General features: G+C 66.8%; 13 protein-coding genes and 5 tRNA genes. 16 read left to right on the forward strand and 2 right to left on the reverse strand.

What is annotated here, in order from left to right:
• Nucleotides 1–87 precede the first annotated feature (87 nt).
• The 6 genes from EV379_RS06385 (at nucleotide 88) to EV379_RS06410 (ending at nucleotide 6,075) form a co-directional block, all read left to right on the forward strand.
• A complete protein-coding gene (locus tag EV379_RS06385; RefSeq protein WP_130505403.1) occupies nucleotides 88–1,308 on the forward strand; it encodes an ammonium transporter in 1,221 nt (406 codons plus the stop codon).
• Nucleotides 1,309–1,507: 199 nt separating this feature from the next.
• Entirely contained in the window at nucleotides 1,508–2,560 is a 1,053-nt protein-coding gene (locus EV379_RS06390; RefSeq protein WP_130505404.1) for an ammonium transporter, read from the forward strand.
• A gap of 9 nt (nucleotides 2,561–2,569) precedes the next feature.
• Entirely contained in the window at nucleotides 2,570–3,073 is a 504-nt protein-coding gene (locus EV379_RS06395) for a type II toxin-antitoxin system PemK/MazF family toxin (protein WP_242616265.1), read from the forward strand.
• A gap of 162 nt (nucleotides 3,074–3,235) precedes the next feature.
• The gene (locus EV379_RS06400) at nucleotides 3,236–3,889 is read left to right on the forward strand and encodes an SOS response-associated peptidase (RefSeq protein WP_130505405.1); all 654 of its coding nucleotides are present in this window, start codon (nucleotides 3,236–3,238) and stop codon (nucleotides 3,887–3,889) included.
• 84 nt (nucleotides 3,890–3,973) lie between these two features.
• Nucleotides 3,974–4,435 carry an LpqB family beta-propeller domain-containing protein gene (locus EV379_RS06405; protein ID WP_130505406.1) on the forward strand — a complete coding sequence of 154 codons (462 nt, stop codon included), beginning with the start codon at nucleotides 3,974–3,976 and terminating at the stop codon, nucleotides 4,433–4,435.
• On the forward strand, nucleotides 4,435–6,075 hold the full coding sequence (locus EV379_RS06410) for a DUF5671 domain-containing protein (protein WP_242616266.1): 1,641 nt from the start codon (nucleotides 4,435–4,437) through the stop codon (nucleotides 6,073–6,075). Before EV379_RS06405 ends, EV379_RS06410 begins: the two co-directional genes overlap by 1 nt.
• 52 nt (nucleotides 6,076–6,127) lie before the next feature.
• Here the strand turns inward: EV379_RS06410 and EV379_RS06415 are convergent.
• Nucleotides 6,128–6,200, reverse strand: a tRNA-Val gene (locus EV379_RS06415).
• Nucleotides 6,201–6,405: 205 nt separating this feature from the next.
• On the opposite strand from EV379_RS06415, the gene EV379_RS06420 reads away from it, so the two are divergent.
• The 4 genes from EV379_RS06420 to EV379_RS06435 all read left to right on the forward strand — a co-directional run bounded on the left by EV379_RS06420 (nucleotide 6,406) and on the right by EV379_RS06435 (nucleotide 6,865).
• Nucleotides 6,406–6,477, forward strand: a tRNA-Gly gene (locus tag EV379_RS06420).
• Nucleotides 6,478–6,529: 52 nt separating this feature from the next.
• Nucleotides 6,530–6,600 (forward strand) — tRNA-Cys (locus EV379_RS06425).
• A gap of 48 nt (nucleotides 6,601–6,648) precedes the next feature.
• A tRNA-Val gene (locus EV379_RS06430) sits at nucleotides 6,649–6,723 on the forward strand.
• A gap of 70 nt (nucleotides 6,724–6,793) precedes the next feature.
• Nucleotides 6,794–6,865, forward strand: a tRNA-Gly gene (locus EV379_RS06435).
• Between the two features lie 19 nt (nucleotides 6,866–6,884).
• On the opposite strand, the gene EV379_RS06440 is transcribed toward EV379_RS06435, so the two are convergent.
• The gene (locus tag EV379_RS06440) at nucleotides 6,885–7,223 is read right to left on the reverse strand and encodes a hypothetical protein (RefSeq protein ID WP_130505407.1); all 339 of its coding nucleotides are present in this window, start codon (nucleotides 7,221–7,223) and stop codon (nucleotides 6,885–6,887) included.
• Nucleotides 7,224–7,324: 101 nt separating this feature from the next.
• On the opposite strand from EV379_RS06440, the gene thrS reads away from it, so the two are divergent.
• From thrS to EV379_RS06470, 6 genes are all read left to right on the forward strand, one after another.
• Nucleotides 7,325–9,298: a threonine--tRNA ligase gene (thrS, locus tag EV379_RS06445; protein ID WP_130505408.1), complete on the forward strand. Its 1,974-nt coding sequence runs from the start codon at nucleotides 7,325–7,327 to the stop codon at nucleotides 9,296–9,298.
• Between the two features lies 1 nt (nucleotide 9,299).
• Nucleotides 9,300–9,893 (forward strand): HIT family protein, encoded by a 594-nt coding sequence (locus EV379_RS06450; protein ID WP_130505409.1) that lies wholly within the window; start codon nucleotides 9,300–9,302, stop codon nucleotides 9,891–9,893.
• 44 nt (nucleotides 9,894–9,937) lie between these two features.
• Nucleotides 9,938–10,840, forward strand: a complete 903-nt coding sequence (gene pdxS / locus EV379_RS06455; protein WP_130505410.1) for a pyridoxal 5'-phosphate synthase lyase subunit PdxS — start codon at nucleotides 9,938–9,940, stop codon at nucleotides 10,838–10,840.
• A gap of 3 nt (nucleotides 10,841–10,843) precedes the next feature.
• On the forward strand, nucleotides 10,844–11,437 hold the full coding sequence (gene pdxT, locus EV379_RS06460; protein ID WP_130505411.1) for a pyridoxal 5'-phosphate synthase glutaminase subunit PdxT: 594 nt from the start codon (nucleotides 10,844–10,846) through the stop codon (nucleotides 11,435–11,437).
• Nucleotides 11,434–11,970, forward strand: a complete 537-nt coding sequence (locus EV379_RS06465; protein ID WP_130505412.1) for a DUF1697 domain-containing protein — start codon at nucleotides 11,434–11,436, stop codon at nucleotides 11,968–11,970. The genes pdxT and EV379_RS06465 overlap by 4 nt, the downstream gene beginning before the upstream one ends.
• 70 nt (nucleotides 11,971–12,040) lie before the next feature.
• A complete protein-coding gene (locus tag EV379_RS06470; protein WP_130505413.1) occupies nucleotides 12,041–12,799 on the forward strand; it encodes a YebC/PmpR family DNA-binding transcriptional regulator in 759 nt (252 codons plus the stop codon).
• The last annotated feature ends 1 nt before the right edge of the window (nucleotide 12,800 follow it).

A 12,800-nucleotide genomic window follows, 5' to 3' on the forward strand; every position in this document is an offset into this window, starting at 1 on the left:
CTCTGGGCTCGTACCCGAGAAGTGCACGGTTCCACCCCGAGGTTCTCGACAGGTACACCCCTGATGGAAACTTCGAGAGGTGTAATCATGGACACAGGCAGCATTGCTTGGGCGATCACAGCAACGGCACTCGTGCTGTTGATGACGCCGGGCGTCGCATTCTTCTACGGCGGGCTGGTCAAGGCCAAGAGCGTCGTCAGCATGATGATGATGAGTTTCGGGGCACTCGGCCTCATCAGCGTGCTCTGGATCCTGTACGGATTCAGCATGAGCGCCGTCAGCTCGCCCGGCGACTTCGCCGGCAACCCCTTCGCCGACTTCGGCCTCAGCTCGCTCGCAACCGGTGAGTCGTCGAACACCGATCTGCTCGGGGCGACCTTCGGTGCGACGTTCGCGATCATCACCGTCGCGCTGATCTCCGGTGCCATCGCCGACCGGGCGAAGTTCGGCTCGTGGATGATCTTCGCCGGAATCTGGGCGACGCTCGTCTACTTCCCGGTCGCGGCCTGGGTCTGGGGCGGTGGCTGGATCATGGAGCTCGGCAACACCCTTGGCCTCCCGAGCGTGATCGACTACGCCGGTGGAACCGCCGTGCACATCAACGCCGGTGCTGCGGCTCTCGCCCTCGCCCTGGTGCTCGGCAAGCGTGTCGGCTTCCAGAAGGGCATCACCAAGCCGCACAACGTTCCGCTCGTGCTGATGGGCGCGGCGATCCTCTGGTTCGGCTGGTTCGGATTCAACGCAGGTGCAGAGTGGCTGAACGGCCTCGCGAACGTCGGCCTCATCGTCGTCAACACCCTCGGTGCCACCGCAGCCGCGATCCTCGGCTGGATGGTCGTCGAGAAGTTCAAGGACGGCAAGGCGACCTCGGTCGGTGCGGCATCCGGTGCGGTCGCCGGTCTGGTCGCGATCACCCCGGCCTGCGCCAACCTCGAGCCCGGCTGGGCCCTGCTGCTCGGTGTCGTCGCCGGTGCCGTCTGCGCGCTGGCCATTGAGCTGAAGTTCAAGCTCGGATTCGATGACTCGCTCGACGTCGTCGGCATCCACCTCGTCGGTGGAATCATCGGAACGCTCTACCTCGGATTCTTCGCCATCGACACCGGCCTGTTCACCGGTGGCGACTTCGGCCAGCTCGCCGTTCAGGTCATCGCGGCCGGAGCGGTGCTCATCTACTCCTTCGTCATCGCCCTCGCGCTGGGCTTCGCGATCGAGAAGAGCATCGGCTTCCGTATCAAGAACGAGGACGAAGTTGCCGGCATCGACACCGTCGTGCACGGCGAAGAGGGTTACGCGCTCAACAACGCATAGGCAACTACGCGAAGGCGCTGAGCGCGTTCTACAGGCGGCGTCGTTTGGAACCGGCGAAGCCGAGCGGCGGGGCAGTGTTCGTGTGAAGGAATTCACACGGCACTGCCCCTTCGTCTGTGTCGTCGTCTATGCACAGCGCCACCGATATGGTTGTCTGCGGGGGTCGGATGCTACGCGCCCTGCGCCTTGAGAGGACCCCGTGAACTACGACGATGCCGGATTCGTCCTCGCCTTCTCTGCGCTGATCCCGGTGCTCGGGATCGGGCTCGGACTGCTGGCAGGCCTGCGCGGGCCCCAGCTCCCCGTCGTCGTCATCGCCAGCGGCGCGCTGCTGCTCCTGTGGCTCCTCTTCGGAGCGCGCGCCGTGCTCGGCGCAGACGCCTCGCTCTCCCTGAGCATCTACTACGGGCTGATGTTCTCACTCACGGCCGTGCAGCTGAGCCCGATCCTGCCGCGCGCGGCACGGGCGCGGACGGGCGGGTGGCTCGTGTTCGTCATCGTCTGGGCGCTGCTCGCACAGCTGGCCATCGCGGCCTGGACGCTCAACCTGGTCGACGGCTGGCTCGTCGCGTCACTCGGCCTGCTCGACTTCGGCGGCAGCAGCATGCTCTTCATCGCCACGGCGTCTGCCGGGCTGGCCTGCCTGCTCGCGCAGCGAAGCAGGGGACCGATCATCGCGGTTGCGACACCGCGCCGTGCCGTCGCGACCATCATCCCGCTCTGGCTGGGCTTCTTCGCGCTCACGGTCGGCTCAGAGGCGGTGCCGGACGAGATCGCTGTGGATGCCGCGGTAAACACGTTGCTCGCACCGCTCGGCGGCGTCGTCGCCTGGGTCGTCGTCGAACGGATCCGGCACCACCGCGTCAGCATCGGCGGCGCCGTACGCGGAATCTTCGCCGGACTCGTCGCCGTGACGCCGGCGGCCGACGTGCTCTCGCCGTTCTGGGGCTGCATGCTCGGGCTCGCCTCCGGGGCGGTGGCCGCTGCCCTCGCAGGGCCCCGCGGTTCTGTGCTCGGCCTGCTGCTCACCCAGTTCACCGCTGCCGCGCTCGGCTGTGTCTTCATCGGCATCCTCGGCGACGGGGTCGGCGGTCTGATCACGGGGAGCTGGGCGCAGCTGGGCACCCAACTGTTCTCGATCGCGGTGGTCGCCGGGTTCGCCTTCATCATCGCGGGGCTCGTCGCCCTGGCCGTCGGGCGGGTGATGGCGAGCGCCAGTCGCACCCGGGAGCGCCCGGAAACCGTGGGGTAGGGTGGCGCCGTGTCGGTTCTGAAGCGCATGGTGAGCTCGCTGCTCGGCTCGCTCGGGGCGCGCACACGGAGCGATGAGTCCGACCACGACCGCCCGGGTCAGTCGGGCGCCCAGGCGACCGTCGAGATCGATCCCACACGCGTCGGCAGGGTGAGCATGAGCTACGCGCCGGCGGTCGACGGCGACCCGGACCCCGGTGAGATCGTCTGGACGTGGGTGCCATACGAGGAACGAGACGGCCGTGGCAAGGACCGTCCGGTGCTGCTCGTCGCGCGGGAGCACAGCGGAACCCTGTTGGCCGCTCAGCTGACGAGCAAGGATCACAGCGGCGAACGTGATGCGGTGCCCATCGGAACGGGTTCGTGGGATTCCGCCGGGCGCGCAAGCTGGGTGAAGCTCGACCGCATCTTTCGTGTTCACCCCGCCGGCATGCGGCGAGAGGCGGCCGCACTCGACGCGGCCCGATTCCGGCTCGTGGCCGAGGCGCTGCACGCCCGCTACGGCTGGACCTAACTCGTCCTCCCCGGCCCGACCCGCGCGCTGCGCGATCCCCGCGGGCCCGCGCAATCTCCGCCGGCCCGGTGTTTTCACCGGGCCCGTGCACGTCATGCGGGCCCCGAGCGAGGCTCGCGCCCCGGTCTGGTCGCTGTCGGTGCGCGGGTCTACCCTGAACGCATGTGCGCGAGCTACGGACTTGAGACAACGCCGGACGAACTGGATGAGCACTTTGCCTTCGATGAGCGCGGCCGCAACGCGGCGGTCGTCGAGTGGCTGGCCGCGAACGCGACGGAGGTGGTGAAACCGACCGGGCCGAGGGCCCTCAACCTCAACCCGCTGGTGCGGGAGCGGGTCATCGGCGGCGAATCCGTGCGGCAGCTCGACCTGGCGTGGTGGCAGATGTGGATCGGCGGACAGCGCCCCAAGTTCTCGACGATCAACGCCCGCAGCGAGAACCTCCTGAAGGGGGCCTGGGCCGGACCGACGATGTCGCGCCGCGCTCTCGTGCCCGTCACGCACTATTTCGAGAAGGGCCGCCGTTTCGACCTCGGGGGAGAGCTGTTCAGCCTCGCCGCGATCTACACGATCAACCGGACCGATGCCGCTCCGACGCCCGACGGTTGGCTCCCCACATACGCGATCGTCACGAGGCCGGCTGCAAGCCACGTCGAGGAGGTCCACGACAGGATGCCGCTGATCATTGCACCCGAGTTGTACTCCGACTGGCTGGCTCCGGAGCTCGCCGGTGACCGCACCCTGGTGGATGCCGCACTGGCGGCATCCGATGGGCCGTCGCAGCTGGTGCAGATGCACGACCCCGACGGCAGCTGACGGCAGTACCTGGGGAAGTGCCCGCCCGGCGCGCCGCACCGCAATCCGCGGGTCGGCGAGCCGATACCCGCCATGATGTGCACTATGAACCCACCTGCACGGAGGCTGGACCGCACCCTGCTCGTCATTCTCATCGCGATCGCCGCGCTGATCGTCATCGCGCTCATCATCGTGTTCACCCGCGGCGGGCCGACGGCACTCGACCCCGCCACCCCCGAGGGCGTCGTGCAGGGCTACTCGACCGCCGTGATCGACGGCGACCATGACGCCGCGTTCGAATACCTCGCACCGGAACTGCGTGAGGAGTGCGCCGGCTTCGACCCCGTCTACACCGAGAACATGCGCGTTGTGCTGATTGAGGTCACGGAACACGGCGACTCGGCCGATGTCAGGGTGTCGCTCGTCACGAGCTACGAGGGTGGCCTCTTCGGTTCATCGTCCTCTGAGACGCAGGAGACCTTCGAGCTCGTCACGAGCGGCGGCGAGTGGGCGATCAGCACGGTGCCGTGGGCCCTTGCGATCTGCCCGGGATCGGCGGGCTTCTGATGGCGAACACGGCAGGCTCGGCGCAACGGACGGTGCGTCGCGCGATTGTGTACACGCTGCTCTTCGTGCTCGTCACGGTTGCCGGCATCGGGATGTCCGGGCTCCTGGGCCGCGTTTTCGAAGCGGGATCAGCCATCGCGAGCGGCGGGAGCTCCGCCCTGGCCCAATCGCTCGCCTTCACGGTGATCGGCGCGCCGCTGGCCGCCCTCCTCTGGTGGTGGCTCTGGCGCCGGCTCGACGACGCCGAGGAGCGCTCCGCCCTGACCTGGGGTCTCTATGTGGCAGCCATGTACCTGGTGTCGCTCATCGTGTTCACCGTGTCGACGGTGGATGCCGCACAGTCCATGATCCGCGGCAGCTGGGAGCCTGCGACGCTGGCGAGCGCCATCGTCTGGTTCGGCATCTGGCTGGCACACCGCGCGATGTCGCGGAACGCCGACAGGGGGCCGTTGCGGCTCGCGACCGTGCCGGTGGTCCTCGGCGCCTTCTACGGGCTCGTGGCCGCGAGCAGCGGCGCCGTGAGCGCGTTCGGTGTCCTCCTCGACAACGCGATACGCGGGGTGAACGCCGTCGTCTTGGCCGGCGAGGGTGTGTTCGCCCCGCTGAGTCACGGGCTCCTGTGGTTGCTTGTCGGAGGCGTGATCTGGTGGCTGCACTGGGTGCACGGCGGTGCGGCGCGGGTCACGACGGGCCTCGCCTCCGTGATGCTGATCTGGGTGGCTGTGCTCGGCGGCAGCCTGCTCTCCCTGAGCGGTGTCGGCATCTCCCTGTTCGTGCTGTTGCGACTCGCCTTCGACCGCGGCGAGCCCATCGGCGTCGTGACCGACCCGCTCGGGGAGGCGATCGCGGCCGCGCTCGTCGGCGCGGTGGTCTGGCGCTACCACTGGCTGGTCACGCGGGAACGCTCTGCCGGCGTGCAGCGGGCGAGCAGCGTCGTGGTGTCTGGCGTCGGGATGGCCGCGACGGCATCCGGCATCGGTGTCATCATCAACGCTCTCCTGGCGACGCTGAGCACCTCGCTCGCTGGTTCAGACTCGCGCACCCTGCTGCTCGGCGGTCTGAGCGCCTTCCTCGTTGGCGGCGTGGTCTGGTGGTTCACCTGGAAGCCCGTTGAACCGGTATCCGCCGCCGAACAGCGCGACACCTCGCGCCGCGTCTACCTCGTCGCCATGTTCGGCCTCAGCGCCATCGTCGCGCTCATTGCGCTCCTGATCGTCGGCTACGGCGTGTTCGTCTTCGCGCTCGACTCCACGACGGGCACGAGCCTCATCGAGCAGGTGCGTGCCCCGCTCGGCCTGCTGATCGCGACGGCGGCGGTGTTCGGGTATCACTTCAGCGTCTGGCGGCGCGATCGGGCCGCCGTTGCGCTGGCCACACCCGTCCGTGTCCGCACGATCGGCGAGGTGATCCTGGTGACGGATGCCGCATCGGCACCACAGCGGAAGCTGATCGAGGAGCTCACCGGCGCCAGCGTCACCACCTGGGTGCGCGCAGACGCGCCGGGGGAGTCGCCAGGCGCGGCATCGCCCGGTCTGGCTGAGGAACGCCTCAGCGAGGCGCTGAACGGCGTCACGGCCGCTCGGCTGCTCGTCATCACCGGGGCGGACGGAGCGGTGCAGCTCGTGCCCCTTGCCGAGTGACGACGAGCCGACAACACGCAAAAACCCCCGGCTCAGCCGGGGGTTTTGTCTGTGGGCGATACCGGACTCGAACCGATGACCTCTTCCGTGTGAAGGAAGCGCGCTACCAACTGCGCCAATCGCCCATTGCTTTCACCTGTGCGGTGATCGCGATTACCGATACTAGCCGACCCGGGTGGCGCATTGCACATCGACAGCCGGCCACGGCGTTTCGGGGCGGATGACGCCGGTTCCGGACGGGGATCGAACACGCCCGGGTTTCGCCGGTTTGGTGATCCAGAGATCCATCGGTTAGAGTTTTGGACGTCGCAGAAATGCGGTGAAAGAAATGCGGATGTGGCGCAGTGGTAGCGCATCACCTTGCCAAGGTGAGGGTCGCGAGTTCGAATCTCGTCATCCGCTCGAGTGAAACCGAGCAAGCCAGTTTCGGTAACACAGGTGGGGAACCCACAATGGTGGCGTGGCCGAGAGGCGAGGCAGCGGCCTGCAAAGCCGTCCACACGGGTTCGAATCCCGTCGCCACCTCGTAGCACTCCACACTTGCAGTACACCCCCTAGTAACACCCCAGAAATGGGCGATTGGCGCAGCGGTAGCGCGCTTCCCTGACACGGAAGAGGTCACTGGTTCGATCCCAGTATCGCCCACCAAGTAAAACCCCCGGACTTCCGGGGGTTTTTGCTTGAAGCGTAGAGAGTAGGCTTTACGTAGCAACACAATGCGGATGTGGCGCAGTGGTAGCGCATCACCTTGCCAAGGTGAGGGTCGCGAGTTCGAATCTCGTCATCCGCTCAGAAATAGTGAAAGCCCGTCAGAGAGATCTGGCGGGCTTTTCTGCGTCCTCTTCGCGCATCGAGATCACCACGAACTCGTAGAACGTCGCCACGGTCTGCAGGCCGAGCAGCACGCTCGCGACCACGACGAACCAGGCGGCGAAGCCGTCGAGAGCGCGGCCGGTGTTCGCGCACCAGACGCAGAGACCGACCGTGGTGACAGACGCCGCGATCACGAGGATCGTCGCGTACAGGGCGACGGGCTTCGGCACCACGCGGATGCGTTGCCGCAGGCTGCGGGTGTGAATCGCAATGATGAGCAGGCCCACCGGAATGACCGACGCGAGCACTTTTGCGCCGTCGACGCTGATCTCCATGGCGAAACGCTACCGACGGCCGGGACAGATGGCCACCGTCTCGGCACTAAAGTTGATGACGTCCGCGAATTCGCGGCACATCAATCAATTTTTGGGAGTGGATGAAGGTGGCTGACGGCTTCGAGCTTTTCACCGACCGGTCCGTTGTCGCGATGCGCGTCAACGGTGAGCTGAAGGACCTCGCCACGCAGACTACGACCACCGACGTCGTCGAGCCGGTGACGATCGATTCTCCAGACGGCCTGAACATCCTGCGGCACTCGGCTGCCCACGTGCTCGCCCAGGCCGTGCAGACGATCAACCCGGAGGCCAAGCTGGGCATCGGCCCGCCCGTCACCGACGGTTTCTACTACGACTTCGACGTGGCCGAGCCATTCAGCATCGACGACTTCAAGGCGATCGAGAAGGCCATGAGCCGCATCATCCGCCAGGGTCAGCGTTTCGTGCGCCGTGTCGTGACCGACGATGAGGCGCGCGCGGAACTCGCCAATGAGCCGTACAAGCTCGAGCTCATCGGGCTCAAGGGCGGGGCGGATGCCGGCGCAGACAACGAGAACGTCGAGGTCGGTGGCGCCGAGCTCACGATCTACGACAACGTCGACCCGAAGACGGGGGAGACGATCTGGAGCGACCTCTGCCGCGGACCGCACCTGCCGAGCACCCGCCTGATCGGCGAGGGCCACTCGCTCATGCGCGTCGCCGCCGCCTACTGGCGCGGCTCGGAGAAGAACAAGCAGCTGCAGCGCATCTTCGGCACGGCCTGGCCGAGCAAGGACGAGCTGCGCGCGTACAAGGAGCGCCTCGAGGAGGCCGCCAAGCGCGACCACCGCAAGCTCGGAGCAGAGCTCGACCTGTTCAGCTTCCCTGAGGAGCTCGGCAGCGGCCTGCCCGTCTTCCACCCCAAGGGCGGCATCATTCGCGCCGAGATGGAGAACTACTCGCGCACCCGCCACGTTGAGGAGGGCTACTCCTTCGTCAACACCCCGCACATCACCAAGGGCAAGCTGTACGAGGTCTCCGGCCACCTGGACTGGTACCGCGACGGCATGTACCCCCCGATGCACATCGACGCCGAGATCGGCGAGGACGGCACCGTGCACCGCGAGGGCCAGGACTACTACCTGAAGCCCATGAACTGCCCGATGCACAACCTGATCTACCGCTCCAGCGCGCGCTCCTACCGTGACCTGCCGCTGCGCCTGTTCGAGTTCGGCAGCGTCTACCGCTACGAGAAGTCCGGCAACGTGCACGGACTCACCCGGGTGCGGGGCATGACTCAGGACGACGCCCACATCTACACGACGCGCGAGAAGATGCGCGAGGAGCTCACCAACACGCTCAACTTCGTGCTCGGCCTGCTGAAGGACTACGGTCTGGACGACTTCTACCTCGAGCTCAGCACCAAGGACCCGGAGAAGTTCGTCGGAAGCGACGACGCCTGGGAAGAGGCGACGGCGACGCTGGCTGAGGTCGGCGCGGCATCCGGACTCGAACTCGTGCCAGACCCGGGCGGAGCCGCCTTCTACGGCCCCAAGATCTCGGTGCAGGCGCGCGACGCCATCGGCCGCACCTGGCAGATGTCGACGATCCAGCTCGACTTCAACCTGCCGGAGCGCTTCGAGCTCGAGTACACGGCGTCAGACGGCAGCCGTCAGCGGCCCGTCATGATCCACCGTGCGCTGTTCGGCTCGATCGAGCGCTTCTTCGGCGTGCTCACCGAGCACTACGCCGGCGCGTTCCCGGTCTGGCTCTCGCCCGTGCAGGTCGTCGGCATCCCCGTCGCCGAGCAGTACGCCGAGTTCCTCGGCGACGTCATCGACCAGCTCACGAAGGTCGGCGTGCGTGCAGAGCTCGACCTCTCCGACGAGCGCATGCAGAAGAAGATCCGCAACCACACCATGGCCAAGGTCCCCTTCCAGCTCATCGTCGGCGAGGAAGACCAGGCGAACGGCAGCGTCAGCTTCCGCTTCCGCGACGGCACGCAGGAGAACGGTGTTCCCGTTGCCGACGCCATCGCCCGCATTCGTGCGGCGATCGACAGCCGCGCCCAGGTCACGACGCAGGGCCAGATCTAACATGACGGATGCAGGGCCAGAGGTGCCGAACGCCGAGGTGCCGGCCGAGGACATTCACGTCGAGAGTAGCGCGGATTTCGCCGCGGTTCCCGACGCGTTCCAGCGCCTCTGGACCCCGCACCGCATGGTGTACATCCAGGACGGGCAGCAGCCGCACAAGGACGACTGCCCGTTCTGCCTGGCCCCCTCGATGGATGACGAGAAGGCGCTGATCGTCGCGCGCGGCACGCACGCGTACGTTCTGCTCAACCTGTACCCGTACAACAGCGGGCACCTCCTGGTCTGCCCGTACCGTCACATCGCCACCTACGATCAGGCCACGCCGGAGGAGGTCGCCGAGATCGGCGAGCTCACCCAGATCGCGATGCGCGTGCTCACTGAGGTCTCGCACTGCGACGGCTTCAACATCGGCATGAACCAGGGTCGAATCGCCGGCGCCGGCATCGCGGAGCACCTGCACCAGCACATCGTTCCGCGCTGGGCGCTCGACGCGAACTTCTTCCCGATCATCGCCGGAACCAAGGCGCTGCCGCGCCTGCTCGGCGATGTGCGCAAGGAGATCGCCGATGGCTGGCCGGCCCCTCACACTTCGTAACCCACTGCGCAGACCCACCCTCACAGCCGAATAGGATTAACAGCATGACTGAGAGCACTTCTACCGAGCAGTTCGGTTCCAGCCGCGTCAAGCGCGGCCTCGCCGAGATGCTCAAGGGCGGCGTCATCATGGACGTCGTCACCGCAGAGCAGGCCCGTATCGCAGAGGATGCCGGCGCCGTAGCCGTCATGGCTCTCGAGCGCGTGCCGGCCGACATCCGTTCGCAGGGCGGCGTCGCTCGCATGAGCGACCCCGACCTGATCGAGTCCATCAAGGCCGAGGTCTCGATCCCGGTCATGGCGAAGGCCCGCATCGGCCACTTCGTCGAGGCTCAGGTGCTGCAGGCACTTGAGGTCGACTACATCGACGAGTCCGAGGTCCTGAGCCCGGCCGACTACGTCAACCACATCGACAAGTGGGGCTTCAACGTTCCCTTCGTCTGTGGCGCGACCAACCTGGGTGAGGCGCTCCGCCGCATCAACGAGGGTGCAGCGATGATCCGCTCCAAGGGCGAGGCCGGCACCGGCGACGTCTCAGAGGCGACCAAGCACATCCGCAAGATCAAGAGCGAGATCGCTCAGCTCAGCTCGATGAGCAAGGACGAGCTCTACGTCGCGGCCAAGGAGCTGCAGGCGCCGTACGCCCTCGTCGCCGAGATCGCCGAGACCGGCAAGCTCCCCGTCGTGCTGTTCACCGCCGGTGGCGTCGCCACCCCCGCGGATGCCGCCATGATGATGCAGCTCGGTGCTGACGGCGTGTTCGTCGGCTCCGGCATCTTCAAGTCGGGCAACCCGGCGCAGCGCGCAGCGGCCGTCGTCAAGGCCGTCACGTTCTACGACGACCCCTCCGTCATCGCCGAGGTGTCGCGCGGACTCGGTGAGGCCATGGTCGGCATCAACGTCGCCGACCTGCCCGCACCGCACCGCCTCGCCGAGCGCGGCTGGTAGCACGTGACAGTTGGCGTTCTGGCCCTCCAGGGTGATTTCCGCGAACACGCGAATGTTCTGCGCACCCTGGGGGCCGACGTCACCCTCGTTCGACGCCCGGAGGAGCTGGCCGCCATTGACGGTCTGGTGATTCCGGGCGGCGAGTCGAGCGTGATGGACAAACTCGCGCGCACCTTCGGCCTCGCCGAGCCGTTGCGCGCCCGTATCCGCGGCGGTCTGCCCGTCTACGGCACCTGCGCTGGCCTGATCATGCTCGCCGATTCCGTGCTCGATGCGATCGCCGGCCAGGAGAGCCTGGGCGGCCTCGACGTCGTCGTGCGCAGGAACGCATTCGGCTCGCAGACGCAGTCGTTCGAGACCGATCTCGACATCCCGGAGCTCGGCGATGTGCCCGTGCACGCCGTCTTCATCCGAGGCCCCGTCGTCGAATCCGTCGGCCGGAATGCGCGAGCACTCGCCACGCTCGCGGACGGCCGCGTCGTCGCCGTCGAGCAGGGCAATCTGCTCGGTACCAGCTTCCACCCCGAGATCACGGGGGAGCACCGCTTCCACGAGTACTTCTTGGGCAAGGTGCGCGCGCGTACACTCGCTGCATGACCCGATTCGTCGCGCTCCTCCGCGGGGTGAACGTCGGCGGCATCTCGATCAAGTCCGCCGATCTCGCCGAGCTATTCCGCACTCTGGGCTTCGAGAACGTGCGCACCGTTCTGGCCAGCGGCAATGTCGTCTTCGATGTGGCCGTCACTGCCACGGCGACGGATGACGCCGCGCTGAAGCTGCGCATCGAGACCGCACTCTCCGAGCGATTCGGCTACGACGCCTGGATCGTGCTCGAGCCGCTCAGCCGGGTGGAGAGCGTGATCGAACGCTTCCCGTTCGATGCGGGCAAGGAGGGCTGGCACCCCTATGTCTTGTTCAGCTCCGACGCCGCATCGCTGGCGGAGCTCATGGCCGCGGCCCCGACGCTCGACCCAGCGGACGAGATCGTCGTCGAGGGGGACGGCGTGCTCTACTGGCACTGCCGCCGCGCGGTCGGCGTCGACAGCGCATTCAGCAAGCTCACCGCGAAGGCACGCTTTCGCTCGTCAACCACCAACCGAAATCTGCGAACGTTGATGAAGCTCGCCTGAGTTATCGGGTGGGGGCGCAGTGCTGTTCTAGACTGTCAAGGCAGATTTCAGCGAGTAAAACAGGAGACTCATGTCCGGGCATTCCAAGTGGGCAACGACCAAGCACAAGAAAGCCATCACGGATTCGCGCCGTGCAAAGGCCTTCGCCAAGCTGATCAAGAACATCGAGGTCGCCGCCAAGATGGGCGGTGCAGACCTCTCGGGCAACCCGACGCTCGTCGACGCCATCCAGAAGGCGAAGAAGACCTCGGTCCCCAACGACAACATCGATCGCGCCGTCAAGCGCGGCGCCGGCCTCACCGGTGAGTCGGTCGACTACACGACGATCATGTACGAGGGCTACGCCGCCAACGGTGTCGCGCTGCTGATCGAGTGTCTGACCGACAACAAGAACCGCGCAGCGGCCGAGGTGCGCACCGCGGTCAGCCGCAACGGCGGCACCATGGGTGACCCGGGCAGCGTCGCGTACAACTTCCACCGCAAGGGCGTCATCGTCGTGTCGAAGACCGGCGACCTGACCGAGGACGCGATCCTGGACGCCGTGCTCGACGCCGGCGCAGAGGAGGTCAACGACGAGGGCGAGACCTTCGAGATCCTCACCGATCCGAGCGACATGGTCGCGGCCCGCGTCGCGCTGCAGGAGGCCGGGATCGACTACGACTCCGCCGACTCCGCCTTCGTGCCGTCGCTCAAGATCGAGGTCGACGCCGAGACCGCCCGCAAGGTGTTCAAGGTCATCGACGCACTCGAGGACCTCGATGACGTGCAGAACATCTACAGCAACTTCGATCTGAGCCCCGAGGTTCAGGCAGAGCTCGAGGCCGAGTAAG

Origin of the sequence: Microterricola gilva, assembly GCF_004217495.1 — a bacterium.
Lineage (GTDB): Bacteria > Actinomycetota > Actinomycetes > Actinomycetales > Microbacteriaceae > Microterricola > Microterricola gilva.

Bases quoted from the DNA above. Each gene is read 5' to 3' on its own strand.
- EV379_RS06450 (WP_130505409.1), top strand. From the start codon at position 9,300: ATGACGGATGCAGGGCCAGAGGTGCCGAACGCCGAGGTGCCGGCCGAG.
- EV379_RS06440 (WP_130505407.1), bottom strand. From the start codon at position 7,223: ATGGAGATCAGCGTCGACGGCGCAAAAGTGCTCGCGTCGGTCATTCCG.
- pdxS (WP_130505410.1), top strand. From the start codon at position 9,938: ATGACTGAGAGCACTTCTACCGAGCAGTTCGGTTCCAGCCGCGTCAAG.
- EV379_RS06410 (WP_242616266.1), top strand. From the start codon at position 4,435: ATGGCGAACACGGCAGGCTCGGCGCAACGGACGGTGCGTCGCGCGATT.
- EV379_RS06465 (WP_130505412.1), top strand. From the start codon at position 11,434: ATGACCCGATTCGTCGCGCTCCTCCGCGGGGTGAACGTCGGCGGCATC.
- thrS (WP_130505408.1), top strand. From the start codon at position 7,325: ATGAAGGTGGCTGACGGCTTCGAGCTTTTCACCGACCGGTCCGTTGTC.
- EV379_RS06405 (WP_130505406.1), top strand. From the start codon at position 3,974: ATGAACCCACCTGCACGGAGGCTGGACCGCACCCTGCTCGTCATTCTC.
- EV379_RS06470 (WP_130505413.1), top strand. From the start codon at position 12,041: ATGTCCGGGCATTCCAAGTGGGCAACGACCAAGCACAAGAAAGCCATC.
- EV379_RS06400 (WP_130505405.1), top strand. From the start codon at position 3,236: ATGTGCGCGAGCTACGGACTTGAGACAACGCCGGACGAACTGGATGAG.
- EV379_RS06385 (WP_130505403.1), top strand. From the start codon at position 88: ATGGACACAGGCAGCATTGCTTGGGCGATCACAGCAACGGCACTCGTG.